We start from the raw sequence: 16,806 nt of genomic DNA on the forward strand, positions 1-16,806 counted from the left end.
GCCCCTTTCCGTTCGTCCCCCTGCGGGGGCACCCCGGCCCGTCCCCTCCCGGTACGTCGGCGTCCGCCCGCCGGTGGGGGTGGCCGGGGAGGGGGTGGGTGGGCTCGGGTACGTCGGCGTCCGACGGTCCGGTGGGGGCGGAGGGGGGTGGGTGGGCTTGGGTGGGGCGGGGGCTAGCATCCGGGGGCATGGGGACGCGGGGGTGGCGGCTTGGGGCCGTGGTGGGGGTGGCGGTGCTGGCGGGGGTGGGTGCCTCGGGGCCGGAGCGGGCGCAGGCGGTCCGTGCGACGGTGGGGCTTGGGCCGCTTCCGGCGGATCGCTATAACTACACGCCCGAGGACTACCAACGGGAGAAGCGGGCAACGGCGTTGCTGGTCCGGCAGTGCATGGCGAAACGCGGGCACGCGGATTTTCCGCTCGATCCGCGCTACCCCGTCGACCCCACCGTGCTCACCGCGGTCAGCACTGGCTACGGCGCACTCGACATGACCAACGCGAGCCGCTGGGGCTACGGATGGGACCCGGCGAAGTCCACTCCCACGCTGCCGCAGGGCCGTCGGATGACCCAGGCCGAGTACGCGGACTTTCCGGCCTGCAACGTGGAGGCGAACCGGCGGCTGATGCGCGGGATCGACGTCAAGCGGGACTGGCTCTACGCGAGCACGCGCTCGGTCGAGATCGACAAGGCCGTCAAACGCGATCCCCGCTTGCTCGCGGCCTGGGACGCGTGGTCCCGCTGCGTGGCCGGCCAGGGGTTCGCCCGCTACTCCGACCCGCTCGCGGCCTTCGGGGACAAGGCGTGGCATCGCGGCAGCGACGGCAACACCACGCACACCCCGACCGAGCGGCGCACCGCCGTCGCCGACGTCACCTGCCAGCGCCGCCACCACACCGCCCAACTCCTGCACGCCGTACGCGCCCAGCAGCAGACCGCCGACATCGCCGCCCACCAGGACCGCTACACCGCCGGCCTCCACGCCCTCCAGACCTTCCGGTCCACCATCTCCGGCACCCTCCGCCACCTCGGCTGACGACACCCCGCAAAGCGCCTCCCCGAACATCGAACACGCCCCCTTTGACCATCGTGCGGGGCGTCAACCCCCCCCGCAGCCCCCGTGCCCGGCCCCATCCACCCCCAGGGACCGTCGGGCGCCGACGTAACCGGAGGGGCCCCATCCACCCCCTCCTCCACCACCCCCACGGACCGTTGGGCGCCGACGTACCGGAGGGGACGGTGCGGGGTGCCCCCGCAGATTTGCGTGCCGACAGGGCGTTGACGGATGCGCGGGAGCAGGCAGCACGCAGCTCGAGGAGGTACCCCGTACCGGGACCGACCCCACGCACAAGAGGGCGCCCGGACGGTACCCGGACCGACCCCACGCACAAGAGGGCGCCCGGACGGTACCGGGACCGACCCCCCCAGCCGCCCCCACGCACAAGAGGGCCCTAAGAAGCGGGATCGGCGGGGTGGGGGGCCAGAAGAGGAAGGTGGGGGGTGGACAGGCGGGACTCGCACAGCGCAGCGAGCACGGCGTAGGCGTCGGGACCCATGAGTTCCGTCAGCTCCGGGCGGTACGACACGTAGACCGGGTCACCGGCACCGTGCGCGGACGTCGCCGACGTGCACCACCAGTGCAGGTCGTGGCCCCCCGGCCCCCACCCCCGCCGGTCGTACTCCCCGATCGACACGACCAGCACCCGCGAATCGTCCGGCCGGTCCACCCAGTCGAAAGTCCGCCGGATCGGCAACTGCCAGCACACGTCCGGCTTCGTCTCCAGCGGCTCGCGCCCCTCCCGCAGGGCCAGCGCGTGCAGCGCGCACCCCTGGCCGCCCGCGAACCCGGCCCGGTTGGAGAAGACACACGCCCCGTCCACGACACGCGTCTGCCGCTCGCCCTCCTCGTTCTCCATCGCCCACGCGCCGTCGGCGCCCACGGCGTGGAACTGCCACGTCTCCGGCGTGAGCCTGGCCACATGCCCGGCCACCCGCTTCTCGTCGTCGTCGTCCGAGAAGTGCGCGCCCAGCGAACAGCACCCGTCGTCCGCGCGCCCCGCCACGATCCCCTGGCAGCCGCTGCCGAAGACGCACGTCCAGCGCGAGGTGAGCCACGTGAGGTCGCAGCGGAAGACCTGCTCCTCGTCGGCCGGATCGGCGAATTCGACCCAGGCGCGGGCGAAGTCCAGCCCCACCTCGTCGCGGACCGTGCCTGCACTCTTCTTCTTGGCCTTGAGGGCCTTCACCTTCGCCACGCGCCCAAGAGTAAGACCGGAATGCGCCGAATGGTCGCCAACGGGTCGCGGATCGCCCACGCGCCACCGCCCGGCGGCCCCGCGCGGCCCGCGGAACGGACACCCACGTCGGCGCGCTAGCGTCTTGCCCATGCGACTCGGAGTGCTCGACGTGGGTTCCAACACCGTCCACCTGTTGGTGGTGGACGCGCACCCGGGCGCGCGCCCGCTCCCCGCGTACTCGCACAAGGCGGAGCTGCGCCTGGCCGAACTCCTCGACGAGCACGGCGCGATCAGCGCGGCCGGCGTCGACCGCCTGGTCGCCACGATCGCGGACGCGCTGCGCGTGGCGGAGGACAAGGGCGCCGAGGACGTGCTGTCCTTCGCGACCTCCGCGGTGCGGGAGGCGGCGAACGGCGAGGCCGTCCTGGCCCGGGTGGACGCGGAGACGGGCGTCCGCCTCACCGTCCTGTCCGGCGAGGACGAGTCGCGGCTGACGTTCCTCGCCGTACGCCGCTGGTTCGGCTGGTCGGCCGGGCGGCTGCTGGTGCTGGACATCGGCGGCGGGTCGCTGGAGGTCGGCTACGGCATGGACGAGTACCCGGACGCGGCCGTGTCCCTGCCGCTCGGCGCGGGACGCCTGACCGGTACGTGGCTGCCGGGCGACCCGCCGACCGCCCACGACGTACGGTCGCTGCGCAGGCACGTACGCGCCGAGATCGCCCGTACGGTCCCGGACTTCGCCCGCTTCGGCCGGCCCGACCACGCGGTGGGCACGTCCAAGACGTTCAAGCAGCTCGCCAGGCTCGCGGGCGCGGCCCGCTCCGCCGACGGCCTGTACGCCCAGCGCCGGCTGCGGCGCGGCGCGCTGGAGGAGTGGGTGCCGCGGCTCGCGGAGATGACGGCGGCCCAGCGCAGCACCCTGCCGGGCGTCTCGGTCGGCCGGGCCGGGCAGCTCCTGGCGGGCGCCCTGGTCGCGGACGCCGCGATGGACCTCTTCGGCGTCGAGGAGCTGGAGATCTGCCCCTGGGCCCTGCGCGAGGGCGTCATCCTGCGCAAGCTCGACCTGATGGTGAACGACGCCGGACCGGGGGCGGCCCTGGCCCGCTGGGGCGACTGAGCCGGTCCGCCGCGCCCGCCGCGCCCCGCCGTGAGATCGGCGACAGTCCCTCCGCACCCCCCGGCACCTGCCCCTTCCGCCCCGGCCGCCGCCGTACGCTGTTTCCCGTGGCTGAACCAGCGGGTCGGAAGACGGACGGCCGGACGACGGACGCCGCCCTGAGACGGCAATGGCGTACGGGGCAGCGCGCGCAGCACGCGCGGGAACGTCTCGCCCCAACCGCGGGGTCCGCCGCGGGGCCCCGCGGCGGCACGTCGAAGATCGTCCTGTCCACCGCCTCCGTCTACCCGGCCTCCACCGCCACCGCCTTCGAGATCGCCGCCCGCCTCGGCTACGACGGCGTCGAGGTGATGGTGTGGACCGACCCGATCAGCCAGGACGTGGACGCGCTGCGCCGCCTGTCGGACTTCCACCGGATGCCGATCCTGGCCGTCCACGCGCCGTGCCTGCTGATCGCGCAGCGCGTCTGGTCCGCCGACCCGTGGGTCAAGCTCCAGCGGGCCCGCGCGGCGGCCGAGACGCTGGGCGCCTCGACCGTCGTGGTGCACCCGCCGTTCCGCTGGCAGCGCGGCTACGCCAGGGACTTCGTCGCCGGGATCTGGCGGATGGCGGACGAGACGGACGTACGGTTCGCGGTCGAGAACATGTACCCCTGGCGCTACCGGGACCGCGAGATGCAGGCGTACGCGCCCGACTGGGACGTCACCAACGACGACTACCGCCACCTGACCGTGGACTTCTCGCACGCGGCGACCTCCCGTACCGAGCCGTTCGCGCTGATGGCGAGGATGGCCGAGCGGATGGTGCACGTCCACCTCGGCGACAGCACGGGCTCCGCCAAGGACGAGCACCTGGTGCCGGGGCGCGGGAATCTGCCGTGCGCGGAGCTGCTGGCGGCGCTGGCGGCGAGCGACTACGACGGCCATGTGGTGGTCGAGGTGACCACCCGGCGGGCGATGTCGAGGGCCGAGCGCGAGGCCGACCTGGCGGAGGCGCTGGCCTTCACCCGGCTGCACTACGCGACACCGGCGCCGGTCGGCGGTGGTCCGGCGTGAGTACGGCGAAGGCGTCCCCCGGCTCCCCGGAACCCGACGGGCCCCAGGAATCCGACGGGCCCCAGGAATCCGAGGGCCCCCAGGAGTCCGGCAAGCCGGCCGGCCGCCGCCGCGGCCGTCCCGCGGGCACCAAGGCCGGGACCGCCGAGACCCGTGACCGTATCCTCGCCGCCGCCCGCGAGGAGTTCTCCGCCCGCGGCTACGACAAGACCTCCGTCCGCTCGATCGGCAAGGCGGCGGGCGTCGACTCCGCCCTCGTCCACCACTACTTCGGCACGAAGGAACAGATCTTCGGCGCCGCCATCGAGCTGTCCTTCGCGCCCGCCATGAACATCCCCGACCTCGTCGTGGCGGGCGGCGTCGACGGCATGGGCGAGCGGGTGGCCCGGCTGATGCTGCGGATCTGGGAGAACCCGGTCTCGCGCGAGCCGCTGCTGGCCATCGTCCGGTCCGCGGTCACCAACGAGACGGCCGCCGCGGTCTTCCGCGGCCTGGTCAGCCGCCGCGTCCTGGCCCGCCTCGCGGGCGGCCTCGACGTGCCCGACGCCGAGTTCCGCGTGCAGCTCGCCGCCGCCCAGCTCGTCGGGATCATCATGCTGCGGTACATCGTGCGGGTGGAGCCGATGGCCTCCGCCGACCCCGAGGACATCGTCGCCATGGTCGGCCCGGTCCTCCAGCGCTACCTCACCGCCGCCGACGTCCACCCGTAGGACCCCGCCCCCGTACAGCCCCATGGGACCGCACGTCCCGCATACCGGACCGAACGTCCGGATCCTGGGCGACGGGCGTACCCTCGATGCTCTAGTACGGAGCAGTACGAGCCAAGTGAACCCAAGGGAGTGGACACCGTGCCCGAGCTGAGGTCACGTACGGTCACCCACGGCCGCAACATGGCGGGCGCCCGCGCGCTGATGCGCGCCTCCGGCGTCGCCAGCAGCGACATCGGGAAGCCGATCATCGCGGTCGCCAACAGCTTCACCGAGTTCGTACCGGGTCACACGCACCTTCAGCCCGTCGGCCGGATCGTCTCCGAGGCGATCCTCGCGGCGGGCGCGGTGCCGCGCGAGTTCAACACGATCGCCGTGGACGACGGCATCGCGATGGGCCACGGCGGCATGCTCTACAGCCTGCCGTCCCGCGACCTGATCGCCGACTCCGTCGAGTACATGGTCGAGGCGCACTGCGCGGACGCGCTGATCTGCATCTCCAACTGCGACAAGATCACCCCGGGCATGCTGATGGCCGCGCTGCGCCTCAACATCCCGACCGTCTTCGTCTCCGGCGGCCCCATGGAGGCCGGCAAGGCGACGCTGGTCGACGGCACCGTCCGCAAGCTGGACCTGATCAACGCCATCGCGGACGCCGTCAACGAGAACATCTCGGACGAGGACATCCTCCGTATCGAGGAGAACGCCTGCCCGACCTGCGGCTCCTGTTCCGGCATGTTCACCGCCAACTCGATGAACTGCCTCACCGAGGCCATGGGCCTGGCCCTGCCCGGCAACGGCTCGGTCCTGGCCACGCACACCGCCCGCAAGGCGCTGTACGAGAACGCCGGCCGCACCGTCGTGGAGCTGACCAAGCGGCACTACGAGCAGGACGACGCGTCCGTGCTGCCGCGCGCCATCGCCACCCGCGCCGCCTTCGACAACGCCATGGCGCTCGACATCGCCATGGGCGGCTCCACCAACACGATCCTGCACCTGCTGGCCGCCGCCCAGGAAGCCGAGCTCGACTACGGCCTGGACGACATCAACGCCGTCTCGCGCCGCGTCCCCTGCCTGGCCAAGGTCGCGCCGAACGTGGCGCCCGGCGGCACGTACTACATGGAGGACATCCACCGGGCCGGCGGCATCCCCGCCATCCTCGGCGAGCTGTACCGCGGCGGGCTGCTCAACGAGGACGTGCACACCGTCCACTCGCCCTCCATCAAGGAGTGGCTCGACGCCTGGGACGTGCGCGGCGGCTCCGCCTCCGACGAGGCCGTCGAGCTGTGGCACGCGGCGCCCGGCTGCAAGCGCTCCGCCGAGGCGTTCTCGCAGTCCGAGCGGTGGGACACCCTGGACACCGACGCCGCGGGCGGCTGCATCCGCGACGTCGCGCACGCCTACTCCGCCGACGGCGGCCTGGCCGTGCTGCGCGGCAACCTCGCCCTGGACGGCGCGGTCGTGAAGACCGCGGGCGTGGACGAGTCGATCTGGACCTTCGAGGGCCCGGCCGTCGTCTGCGAGTCGCAGGAAGAGGCCGTCGACAAGATCCTCGCCAAGCAGGTCAACCCCGGCGATGTCGTCGTGATCCGCTACGAGGGCCCGCGCGGCGGCCCCGGCATGCAGGAGATGCTCTACCCCACGTCCTTCCTCAAGGGCCGCGGCCTCGGCAAGGTCTGCGCCCTGGTCACCGACGGCCGCTTCTCCGGCGGCACGTCGGGCCTGTCCATCGGCCACGCCTCACCCGAGGCGGCCTCGGGCGGCACCATCGCCCTGGTCGAGGACGGCGACCGCATCCGGATCGACATCCCCAACCGCTCCATGGAACTCCTGGTGTCCGAGGAGGAGCTGGCCGCCCGCCGCGAAGCCCTCGGCGGCGTCTACGCCCCCCGCGACCGCACCCGCAAGGTCTCCACGGCCTTGCGCGCCTACGCGGCCATGGCCACCAGCGCCGACCGCGGCGCCGTCCGCGACATCACCAAGCTGGAGCGCTGACACCGGCAGCGCACGCACGACGCCCCCGCACCGTGACCCGGTGCGGGGGCGTCGTGCGTACGGCCGCGCTGTGCCTGGACGTACGCGTATCCGTGCGGGCACGGGCACAGGTTCGTGCACGTTTACGCGCACGCGTACGGGTCGACGGTCAGAGGTGGTCGATGCCCGTGAGGTCGACGTTGATGCGGTACGGGACCTGGACGGTCAGCTCCTCGCGGTGCACGCCGGTGAGGGCGTACGAGTGCGAGGCCGGATCCCACTCGTGCACGTAGACCATCGGGCGCTCGGTCTCGGTGTCCTCCTCCACGCGCCACAGGTGCGTGACCCCCGCTTCCTCGTACGGGTGAGGCTCGCTCTCGTCGGCGTCGGCGGGCAGGACTTCCACGGCGAGGACGACAACGTTCTCCGCCTCCGCGCCGACCACGACGATGTCCGGTTCGGCCACCGTGCGCTCGTCCACGACCACCGCCACGTCCCTGCGCACCCGCAGGTGCGCGGGGAGTGTACGGCGGAGGCTGTGCGTCATCAGATACCGCGCCAGCGTGCGGAATCGCTCCTGCCGCGCGGGGTTCTCAGCGGCGTGCGCCGTTAATTTTCCTTCCATGGACAGTAAGTATGACCCCTGGGCAGAGAATGACGCTGGCATATGCCAAATCAGAGGTGCCGGCCGCGCCTCGCCCGGGCGGTCCTGAACACGAGGAAGCCGCCGAGGAGCAGCGATCCGCCGGCGAGTCCCGCTGCCCATCCGACCTCGGCGCCGGTGTGCGGGAGGGTGTCGCCGCCGGGGGTGGTCCAGGTCCCGGTGGGCGTCGGCGGGGGAGTGGTGCCGGCCGTCCCCGACGGGTCCGGGGAGGTGGTGGGCGGGGTGGTCGGTGGCGTCGTGGGCGGGGTGGTCGGCGAGGTAGTGGGCGGTGGGGTCGTGCCGCCGGTTTCCGGGCCGGTCGGGGTGGGCGTCGTCGGCGTCGTCGTCGCGGTGGTCGGCGGTGTCGTCGTCGGTGGCACCGGCGTCGTCGAGTCGACCGAGTTCGTCGGGGTCGGGGTGGTGGTCTCGCAGGTGACGGCGACGTGGCCGAGGCGGAGGTCGACCAGCGGTCCCGCGTACGCCGGGGCGCCGCTCGTGTCGGTGAACGTGCCGCTGACGGTGATGTCGACGCCCGCGTCCGCGCTGGTGGCGGCGGTCGGGGCGCCGCCGGGCGGGTGCTGGTACGGCTCGTACGTCACGGTGAGCGTGCCGCCGCCGATGCCGGAGGCGCCGATCTCCGCGCCGGTCACGTCGAAGGTGGTCGTCCCGACCGGGACGGTGTGGCCGAGTACGTCGATCACCCCGCCGTCCGTCCGCGCGTACGCGAGCGCGTACGGGCCCACCGGCGGCGGAACGCACTCCGCGTACGCGTCCAGCGACCCGACGCTGACGAAGTCCTTGGAGTTCAGGGCGAGCGTGAAGCCGCCCGCCTGGGCCTGCGCGGAGGTCTTGCCGGGACCCGCGTCCGTACGGGCCGTGACCGCGCCGATCACCGTCAGGTGCGACAGCACGCCGGACGGGTCGGAGAAGTCACCGCCGTCCGGTCCGCCGTCCGGGGCGGAGGAGGCGTGGCCGTACCGGCCGTGGAAGGCGCTCAGGCCGAGCGGCGGGGCGGGTGCGAGGGTGAGGTCGACCAGGGAGCTGGTCGCCGCCTCGGCCGCGCGGGGGCCCGCGGCCGTCGCCGCGCCGGACCCGGCGGCCAGGGTGCAGGCGGCGGCGGTGAGGGCGGCGGCGCCCAGGCCGAGGAGGAGGTGGGGGGCGGGGGGACGGCGTCGGAGCCCGGGCGAGGCCGGGGGGACGTCTGACCGGATGTCTGACATATCGTCAGGAAAACGCATCGCGTCGTGCGATTCGTCGACCGTCGGCCGAACGGGTGTGTCAGGGAACGTCCCGTTCTGGGTCATAATCGATGGCGTGGACGAGGTGAGCGAAGTGAAGCGGCGGGTTGGCGGGGGCGGTGGCGGAAGCGGCGGGGCGGCTGAGGGGGTGCCGCGGCCGGAGCCGATCCGTTTCTTCGGGACGACGTGGGTCGCGCACGACGGCGGATACGCCTGGCGGCGGGCCGGGCTCGCGGTCGGGTCCCTCGTCGCCATCGCGGCGGGGGCGGCGGTGCTGCGGTTCGGCTTTCAGGGGCTGGCCGACGCCGACGTCGGTCCCTTTGTGACGTTTCTGGCGGTGGCCGGGTTCGCCGTGTGCAGCGCTCTCGCTTTCCAGCGGACGTGGCGGGGGTTTTCGCGGCGGCGGGAGGCGGGGGCCGAGCAGGGGCTTCTGGCGATCGGCTTTCTCGGCGTGCTCCTCGCCTATTTCCTTCGGGCCTTCACCGAAGCGCCGGGGGAGGCGCTGCACCGCGCCGAGCACGCGACCGCCTCGGCACGCCGCCGGTCCTAGGGCGTGTCCGGCCGGGCGGTGGGCGCATATCCCGGTCGTCGCTATGACGTCTCCCTGGCCACGCGGGTGAGTACCGCTTGGCGCAGGCCGGCGGGTTCCACTTCCAGGGCCGCCAGTACCTCGAGGCCGCGGCCTTCTCCCGCCGCCAGCAAGCCGAGCAGGATGTGTTCGGTGCCGATGAAGTCGTGTCCGAGGGCGATGGCCTCGTCCTGGGACAGCGCCACGGCGCGCCTCGCGCGGTCGGTGAAAAACTCGAACACCTCTACTCCTCCTTGCGGGTGCCGCTTGTGCCTGGTCGGTGCCGGGCCGGGGCACCTCCTCGGGCGACGAACCTGCGGGTGCCTGCGCCTGCTCCTGGCCTTGTCCGTTCGTCCCCCTGCGGGGGCACCCCGGCCCGTCCCCTCCTCGCCCGTCGGCGTCCGCGCGTCCGTTGTGGCTGATGGGGGGGAGGGGGTTACTTGCGCGGGGTCACCCTCGGCGCGTCCACAGGCCGAACCACTGCTCGGCGCCGTACTCCTCGAAGCGTTCGACCTCGGTGAATCCAAGCTTTTCCGCGACGCGCAGCGATGCCGTATTGGCGGTCTGGGTGCAGAGCACCACCGGCTCGCCGGGGAGCGCTTCGGCGGCCCAGTTGAGCGCTGCCGCGCAGGCTTCGGTGGCGTATCCGTGGCCCCATGCCTCGGGCAGGAACATGTAGCCGAGTTCGGGTTCCTCGCCCTCCGGACGGACGTGCCCTTTGCTCCCGGCGCCGTGCCGGTCGATCGTGACGATGCCGATCATCGCCCCGTCGAGGTCGACCACGAAGAGCCCGTGCCGCCGTCTTGGCATCTCGGGCACCGCCCGCTCCATCTCGTCCCGCTCCCGGGGCCCTCCTACATAGGCCCCCACCTCCGCCGAACAGAACAGCTCAATCACCGCCCCCCGATCCCCCGTCTCCGGCTCCCTCAACCAGAGCCGCCCCGTCCGAATCCCCCCACCCGGCCACCCCTCCACCCACCCCAACTCCCCCATCCCCCCAACCTATCCCCGCCCCCCACCCAACCCCCCGATCCCAATTGCCTCTCCGTCCCGCGCCCGACCCATGAGCCTCCCGCCCGAAGTGAACGAGGGGATTGCCGAGATCGACGCCGCAGAGGACGAGCGAATCCTGCAGGGCCGACTGACGTCGATCGGCTTCAGCTACCGCTCCGAGGCCGAGGAACTGGCACCGTTGCCGCTCGAGGACTTCGAGTGCGGGCTGACCCTGACGCCTAATAGGGCGTGTGTCGGAAGTGTTTTAGGTTGGCTGATGTGAGCGTGCGGGGGCGGAGTTACCGATATGTGGGACCGGTGGAGCTGAAGGCTGCGGTCCGGTCTGGCAGCGGCGGGTGCCGGATCAGCTCGGCGGCTGACTTCGACGGCTGGATCGCTGAGCGATCGGTGGCAGAGTTGGCCGACCCGTTCACCTTCGTGGTCGGGACGGATGGTGTGCTTCGGCTGGCGCCGCGGCGAAGCGAGCACGTGGCCTGCGCTGGCGGGGACACGGTTCTGGGTGCTGGCGAGATCAGCTTCGTGCGCGAGGCAGACCGGTGGATGGTGGGCGAGGTCAGCAACCAGTCCACCGGATACTGCCCGGACGTCACCTCCTGGTCGGCAGTCGCTCATGCTCTGGACGACGTAGAACTTGGGCGGCCCTCCGGCTTCACCCACGAGATCGTGTTCCGGCGATGCCCCGACTGCCAGGAGCACAACATCGTGCGCGAGGGCGACTTCGTCTGCGTCTTCTGCGGCGGCGATCTGCCGGAGACGTGGAACGTGGATACGGCCGTATGACGGCGGGGGGTCACAGCCACTCGTTGATGGCAGCGACCAGGACAGTCGCTTTGTAGCGGACCGCGAGCTTGTCGTACCGCGTGGCGACGGCGCGGTGCCTCTTGTGCCGGTTGATCCCGCACTCGGCAGCGTGACGTTCGCGGTAGTCGACCGGGGCGAAACGCGGCGGCCGGCCGCCGCGAGAGCCGAGCACGGGTTCAGACTGTGGCGAGTCCCCGCACTGTCCTGCCGTGATCACGATCGCCATGGGCTTCTGACCCTGCTCCACCGCCGGGTGGAGCTTGGTGGTGAACCCACCGCGTGAGCGGCCCAGCCCGTGATCATCAGGCTCGGCAAACATGCCGCCCGGCGGCTCCTTCTGCCGGTAGCCCTGTTTGCGGGCCCCGCCGGGACCGACACCAGGGACAGGGCGGTGGGCAAAGGAAAGGTGCCCGGAGGGAAAGACCCCCAGGCACCGAGGTGCGCCGACAATGCGACACGGGTGACGTCAGGCGCTCAAGAAACGTCAAGCGCTCAAAAGACTGAAGCGCTCAAGACGTCAAAGCCTCAGGCACGCCGCGCAGCCGAAACGGTCCCGACGGCTCCCACGACAGCCGCCACGACAGCCCCGTGCCACACCCCGGTCCAGAGCGACCCGAAGAACCCCTGGCTGGTCAGGACCTCCCGAATAACGAAGTCGCTGACAAGCATGAGCGCCCCGGGCACAGCCGCCACCCGCCACGGATGCTCCCGCGCCCACCTCCGTATCCGGTGATCCCGCCCCCGCGCGCCCCCGGAGTACCCGAGCACCGCCCCGGCCCCGCCCACGCAGTAGAAAAGCAGGGCGCCCACGGACAGCGCCCCGGCCAGAATGCCGAGCCCGAAGTGCCCGTGCACGAGGTGCAGGGCAAGCGACACCCCACCCCCGATCGCACCGACGGCAGCGGCCGGCCGCCAAGGTCCAAGCGTCGCCGAGGCCACGGCCAACTGCCGCTTCTCAACGCGCGATGCAGCAACTTCTCGGGATGAACGCCTCATACCGCAACGATCCTTCGCCCCCACCGCGAACGCCATAGGGGATGACCCTGACCGACCCCGGACCCCCGACCAGGACACCGGCCCCCGGGCCCAGGAACCCCGGCCATCCGGATGAGGACACCGACCCCCGGCCCAGGAACCCCGCCCATCCGGATGAGGACACCGACCCCCCGGCCCAGGAACCCCGGCCCCCGACCCGACCCCCCGGCCCAGGAACCCCGGCCCCCCACCGAGCCGCCGCCAGGCCCCCCGAAAACCCACCCCCTCCGGAGGAGCACGGCTTGACGCGCACCCCGTCACGGGTGTTTATTCATCACATGATGAATAAAGCCCCCGGACCCGCCATCGAGGCCGCCGGCCTCCGCGTCGTACGCGGTGGCCGCACCGTGCTCGACAACCTCTCCTTTACCCTCCCGCCCGGCCGAATCACCGGCCTCCTCGGACCGAGCGGCTGCGGAAAATCCACGCTGATGCGAGCGATCGTCGGCTCGCAGGCCCACGTCACCGGCACCCTCAACGTGCTGGACCACCCGGCGGGCCACCGCAGCCTGCGCCCGCGCCTCGGATACGTGACGCAGGCGCCGTCGGTCTACTCCGACCTCACCGCCCGGCAGAATCTCGACTACTACGCCGCCGTCCTCGGCATCGCGCACCGCGACCGCGCCGCCCAGGTCGAACGCGCCCTGACGGACGTCAACCTGATGTCGCACGCCGACAGCCTCGCCGCCAACCTCTCCGGCGGCCAGCGCGGCCGGGTCTCCCTCGCGGTGGCCCTCCTCGGCGAGCCGGAACTGCTCGTGCTGGACGAGCCGACGGTCGGCCTCGATCCGGTGCTCCGCAGGGATTTGTGGGAACTGTTCCACCGGCTGGCCGACGAGCGCGGCGCGACCGTACTCATCTCGTCGCACGTCATGGACGAGGCGGAACGCTGCCACCGCCTGCTGCTGATGCGCGAGGGCCGCATCCTCGCCGACGACACCCCCGACGCACTGCGCGAGCGCACCGGCTCCGACACCGTCGAAGAGGCGTTCCTGCGCCTGGTCGACGCGGCCAACGACGAAGCCAGCGGCGCGAGCGATGCCAAGGGCGGCGACGCCAAGGGCGGCCAGGCCGAGGGCGCGAGCGGCGCCTCTCAGCAGAAGCCCCCCGCACAAGCCAGTGCCAGTGCCAACGAATCCGCCGAGTCCACCCCCACAGAATCGACCGCGCGATGAACCTCGACCGCACCTTCGCCACGGCCCGCCGCGTCCTGCGCCAGCTCAGCCACGACCCGCGCACGATCGCCCTGATGCTCGTCGTCCCGTGCGTGCTGCTGACACTGCTGAAGTACGTCTTCGACGCCAGCCCGCAGACGTACAACTCGGCCGGCGCCTCGCTCCTCGGCATCTTCCCGCTGATCACGATGTTCCTGGTCACGTCGATCGCCACGCTGCGCGAACGCACCTCGGGCACCCTGGAGCGGCTGCTGTCCATGCCGCTGGGCAAGGCCGACCTGCTCGCCGGGTACGCGCTCGCGTTCGGCGCCGTCGCCGTCGTCCAGGCCGCGCTCGCCACGGGCCTGTCCGTCCTCGCGCTCGGCCTCGACGTCACCGGCTCGGCGTGGCTGCTGCTGGTCGCCGCGCTCGCCGACGCCTTCCTCGGCACCGCGCTCGGCCTGTTCGTCAGCGCCTTCGCGTCCAGCGAGTTCCAGGCCGTGCAGTTCCTGCCCGCCGTGCTGCTCCCGCAGATCCTGCTCTGCGGCCTGTTCGTCCCGCGCGGCGACATGCAGCCGGTCCTCAGCGGCCTGTCGAACGTGCTCCCCATGTCGTACGCCGCCGACGCCACCACCCAGATCGTCCACCACACGGGTGTCACCGGCGACTTCGTACGCGATCTGATCATCGTCGCCTGCTGCGCCCTCCTGGCTCTCGGCCTGGGCTCGGCCACCCTGCGCCGCCGCACCACCTGAGCCGCACCACCTGAGCCGCACCACCTGAGCAGAGCCACCCCGGTTGCCCGGACGTACGACCGAAGGGCGGACGCGGCCCGCTTGCCCCGTCCGCCCCTGCGAAGATGACCCCATGACCGCCCAGAAGCAGAAAGTCGCCGTTCTCGGCACCGGCAAAATCGGCGAAGCCCTCCTCTCCGGCATGATCCGCGCCGGATGGGCCCCGGAGGACCTGCTGGTCACCGCCCGCCGCCCCGAACGCGCCGAGGAACTGCGCGCCCGTTACGGCGTCGAGGCCGTCACGAACGCCGAGGCCGCCAAGGCCGCCGACACCCTCATCCTGGCGGCCAAGCCCCAGGACATGGGCGCCCTGCTGGACGAGCTGGCCGCGCACGTACCGGCCGACCGCCTCGTCATCAGCGCCGCCGCCGGCATCCCGACCGCCTTCTTCGAGGAGCGGCTCGCGGACGGCATCGCGGTCGTACGCGTCATGCCGAACACCCCCGTGCTCGTGGACGAGGGCATGTCCGTGATCTCGGCGGGCCGCCACGCCACCGAGGCCCACCTCGCCCGTACCGAGGCCATCTTCAAGCCGGTCGGCAAGACCCTCCGCGTCCCGGAGAAGCAGCAGGACGCCGCGACCGCCCTGTCCGGTTCCGGACCCGCGTACTTCTACTACCTGGTCGAGGCCATGACCGACGCGGGCATCCTGCTCGGCCTCCCGCGCGCCCAGGCCCACGACCTCATCGTCCAGTCCGCGATCGGCGCCGCCGTGATGCTCCGCGACAGCGGCGAGCACCCGGTCAAGCTCCGCGAAGCCGTCACCTCCCCGGCGGGCACCACCATCAACGCCATCCGCGAGCTGGAGAACCACGGCGTACGCGCCGCCCTCCTCGCCGCCCTCGAAGCCGCCCGCGACCGCAGCCGCGAGCTGGCCTCCGGCAACGGATGACCCGGCTCGACGGGTACGGCCGCGGGTAGCGAGGCGGCACGGGAGCAGTACGGATACGGCCGCGGCTACGTGAGCGGCAGCAGCCCCACCGCCCGGTAGGCCGCGTCAACGGTCGGCCGGGCCAGCGCCCGCGCCGCCGCCGCGCCGTCCCGCAGGACCCCGTCCACGTACGACGGATCGGCGCTGAACTCGGCGTGCCGCGCCCGCAACGGCCGCAGCAGCTCCACCACCGCCTCCGCCGTGTCCCGCTTCAGGGCCCCGTACGCCGTGTACTCCCCGGCCAGCGTCTCCGGCTCCTTGCCCGTACAAGCCGCCAGGATGTCCAGCAGATTCGCGACGCCCGGCCGCGCCTCGCGGTCGTACTCCACCTCGCCGACCCCGCTGTCCGTCACCGCCCGCATCACCTTCTTGGTGATCGCCTCGGGCTCGTCGAGCAGGTAGATGATCCCGGCGGTGGCGTCGTGCGACTTGCCCATCTTGCCGGTGGGGTCCTGGAGGTCCATGACCCGCGCGGCCACGGCGGGCCGTACGGCGCGGGGCACGACGAACGTCCGCCCGTACCGCTGGTTGAACCGCTCCGCCAGCACCCGCGTCAGCTCCACATGCTGCGTCTGGTCCTCGCCGACCGGCACCTCGTCGGCGCCGTACGCCAGGATGTCCGCCGCCATGAGCGCCGGGTACGTGAGCAGCGACAGCCGTACGCTCTGCCCGGCCGCCTGCGCCCGCGCGGACTTCTCCTTGTACTGGATCATGCGCCGCATCTCACCGTCGGTGGCCACGCACTCCATGACGTACGACAGCCGCGCGTGCTCGTCGACGTGGCTCTGCACGAACACCGTGCACACCTGCGGATCGAGCCCGGCCGCGAGCAGCAGGCTCGCCGCCTGCCGGGTGAGCCGTCGCACCCGCGCCGGATCGTGGTCGACGGTGAGCGCGTGCAGGTCGACCACGCAGAACAGCGACTCCGCCCGGTGCTGGTCCTCGTCCGCCCACCGCCGGATCGCGCCGAGGTAGTTCCCCAAGGTGAGGTGCCCGGTCGGCTTGACCCCACTGAAAATCCGCGTCATGACTGCTGTCTCCTGGTCCTGGTCGGGTTCGCGGGACCACCGCCCACCGCGGCCGGGACAACAGAAAACGGCCGCCGAGGCGGCGGCCGTTGGATGCATACGTGACTCCTGGCCGCCCTAGGCGGCCCACCACTGAGAGGTGCACGCATGCGATGTCATACGACCCACAGTAGCCCTCCGGCCACCGCCAGGGCACCGAGTTGACACTCTCCGGACCCGTGCGTAACGTTCTCCGGGTTGTCCGAGCGTGAGCGCCGACTCCGGTCGGTCCCCGGACAGCCATTCCGCAGCAAACAAACGAGCGACTACGGCATGCCGTGGCGTTCACTTGTGCGCATTCGGAATGGGGCGGGAACGGAAAGCGGCCGATTTGGTTCGACCGCCGAAGTTCAGCTAATGTCTCACTCGTCGGAACGGCCGAACAGCCGGAAAGACAAGCCCCGCTGACTGGGGGTCAGGCACTGGAAAGCGTCTGATAGAGTCGGAGACACGACGAAGGGAAAGCCCGGAGGGCC

At 72.1% G+C, this 16,806-nt stretch carries 18 protein-coding genes; 11 read left to right on the top strand and 7 right to left on the bottom strand.

Going from position 1 to position 16,806, the window contains the following annotated elements:
* The first annotated feature begins 188 nt into the window (after positions 1-188).
* Entirely contained in the window at positions 189-1,031 is an 843-nt protein-coding gene (locus ABZX65_RS35980; RefSeq protein ID WP_355350190.1) for a hypothetical protein, read from the top strand.
* Positions 1,032-1,446: 415 nt separating this feature from the next.
* Here the strand turns inward: ABZX65_RS35980 and ABZX65_RS35985 are convergent, their stop codons facing one another.
* Positions 1,447-2,250: a hypothetical protein gene (locus tag ABZX65_RS35985; RefSeq protein WP_355350193.1), complete on the bottom strand. Its 804-nt coding sequence runs from the start codon at positions 2,248-2,250 to the stop codon at positions 1,447-1,449.
* 130 nt (positions 2,251-2,380) lie between these two features.
* Between ABZX65_RS35985 and ABZX65_RS35990 the strand changes: the two genes are divergently transcribed.
* From ABZX65_RS35990 to ilvD, 4 genes are all read left to right on the top strand, one after another.
* Positions 2,381-3,349: a Ppx/GppA phosphatase family protein gene (locus tag ABZX65_RS35990; protein WP_355350196.1), complete on the top strand. Its 969-nt coding sequence runs from the start codon at positions 2,381-2,383 to the stop codon at positions 3,347-3,349.
* A gap of 260 nt (positions 3,350-3,609) precedes the next feature.
* Entirely contained in the window at positions 3,610-4,404 is a 795-nt protein-coding gene (locus ABZX65_RS35995) for a sugar phosphate isomerase/epimerase (protein WP_355350235.1), read from the top strand.
* The gene (locus ABZX65_RS36000) at positions 4,401-5,114 is read left to right on the top strand and encodes a TetR family transcriptional regulator (RefSeq protein ID WP_355350199.1); all 714 of its coding nucleotides are present in this window, start codon (positions 4,401-4,403) and stop codon (positions 5,112-5,114) included. The genes ABZX65_RS35995 and ABZX65_RS36000 overlap by 4 nt, the downstream gene beginning before the upstream one ends.
* A gap of 138 nt (positions 5,115-5,252) precedes the next feature.
* On the top strand, positions 5,253-7,106 hold the full coding sequence (gene ilvD, locus ABZX65_RS36005) for a dihydroxy-acid dehydratase (protein WP_355350202.1): 1,854 nt from the start codon (positions 5,253-5,255) through the stop codon (positions 7,104-7,106).
* Positions 7,107-7,254: 148 nt separating this feature from the next.
* Here the strand turns inward: ilvD and ABZX65_RS36010 are convergent, their stop codons facing one another.
* Positions 7,255-7,710, bottom strand: coding sequence for a Uma2 family endonuclease (locus ABZX65_RS36010; protein WP_355350205.1), 456 nt, complete (start codon positions 7,708-7,710; stop codon positions 7,255-7,257).
* Positions 7,711-7,760: 50 nt separating this feature from the next.
* The gene (locus tag ABZX65_RS36015; RefSeq protein ID WP_355350208.1) at positions 7,761-8,948 is read right to left on the bottom strand and encodes an LPXTG cell wall anchor domain-containing protein; all 1,188 of its coding nucleotides are present in this window, start codon (positions 8,946-8,948) and stop codon (positions 7,761-7,763) included.
* A gap of 112 nt (positions 8,949-9,060) precedes the next feature.
* Here ABZX65_RS36015 and ABZX65_RS36020 point away from each other — a divergent pair, with 112 nt between their 5' ends.
* The gene (locus ABZX65_RS36020) at positions 9,061-9,516 is read left to right on the top strand and encodes a hypothetical protein (protein ID WP_355350238.1); all 456 of its coding nucleotides are present in this window, start codon (positions 9,061-9,063) and stop codon (positions 9,514-9,516) included.
* Positions 9,517-9,557: 41 nt separating this feature from the next.
* Here the strand turns inward: ABZX65_RS36020 and ABZX65_RS36025 are convergent, their stop codons facing one another.
* Entirely contained in the window at positions 9,558-9,776 is a 219-nt protein-coding gene (locus tag ABZX65_RS36025; protein ID WP_355350211.1) for a Clp protease N-terminal domain-containing protein, read from the bottom strand.
* Between the two features lie 208 nt (positions 9,777-9,984).
* Entirely contained in the window at positions 9,985-10,527 is a 543-nt protein-coding gene (locus tag ABZX65_RS36030) for a GNAT family N-acetyltransferase (protein WP_355350214.1), read from the bottom strand.
* Positions 10,528-10,615: 88 nt separating this feature from the next.
* Between ABZX65_RS36030 and ABZX65_RS36035 the strand changes: the two genes are divergently transcribed.
* Both ABZX65_RS36035 and ABZX65_RS36040 read left to right on the top strand, forming a co-directional pair.
* Entirely contained in the window at positions 10,616-10,810 is a 195-nt protein-coding gene (locus ABZX65_RS36035; RefSeq protein ID WP_355350217.1) for a hypothetical protein, read from the top strand.
* Between the two features lie 41 nt (positions 10,811-10,851).
* A complete protein-coding gene (locus ABZX65_RS36040; RefSeq protein WP_355350241.1) occupies positions 10,852-11,328 on the top strand; it encodes a hypothetical protein in 477 nt (158 codons plus the stop codon).
* 10 nt (positions 11,329-11,338) lie between these two features.
* Here the strand turns inward: ABZX65_RS36040 and ABZX65_RS36045 are convergent, their stop codons facing one another.
* Entirely contained in the window at positions 11,339-11,668 is a 330-nt protein-coding gene (locus tag ABZX65_RS36045; protein WP_355350220.1) for a hypothetical protein, read from the bottom strand.
* A 994-nt stretch (positions 11,669-12,662) separates the two neighbouring features.
* Here ABZX65_RS36045 and ABZX65_RS36050 point away from each other — a divergent pair.
* From ABZX65_RS36050 to proC, 3 genes are all read left to right on the top strand, one after another.
* Positions 12,663-13,559, top strand: coding sequence for an ABC transporter ATP-binding protein (locus ABZX65_RS36050; protein WP_355350223.1), 897 nt, complete (start codon positions 12,663-12,665; stop codon positions 13,557-13,559).
* Positions 13,556-14,293, top strand: a complete 738-nt coding sequence (locus ABZX65_RS36055) for an ABC transporter permease (RefSeq protein ID WP_355350226.1) — start codon at positions 13,556-13,558, stop codon at positions 14,291-14,293. The genes ABZX65_RS36050 and ABZX65_RS36055 overlap by 4 nt, the downstream gene beginning before the upstream one ends.
* A gap of 112 nt (positions 14,294-14,405) precedes the next feature.
* Complete coding sequence (gene proC / locus ABZX65_RS36060; protein WP_355350229.1) at positions 14,406-15,224, top strand: pyrroline-5-carboxylate reductase; 819 nt, start codon at positions 14,406-14,408, stop codon at positions 15,222-15,224.
* 65 nt (positions 15,225-15,289) lie between these two features.
* Here the strand turns inward: proC and trpS are convergent, their stop codons facing one another.
* Entirely contained in the window at positions 15,290-16,291 is a 1,002-nt protein-coding gene (trpS, locus tag ABZX65_RS36065; protein ID WP_355350232.1) for a tryptophan--tRNA ligase, read from the bottom strand.
* Between the last annotated feature and the right edge of the window lie 515 nt (positions 16,292-16,806).

The sequence above is a fragment of the Streptomyces sp. NPDC003300 genome, assembly GCF_040610915.1.
Lineage (GTDB): Bacteria > Actinomycetota > Actinomycetes > Streptomycetales > Streptomycetaceae > Actinacidiphila.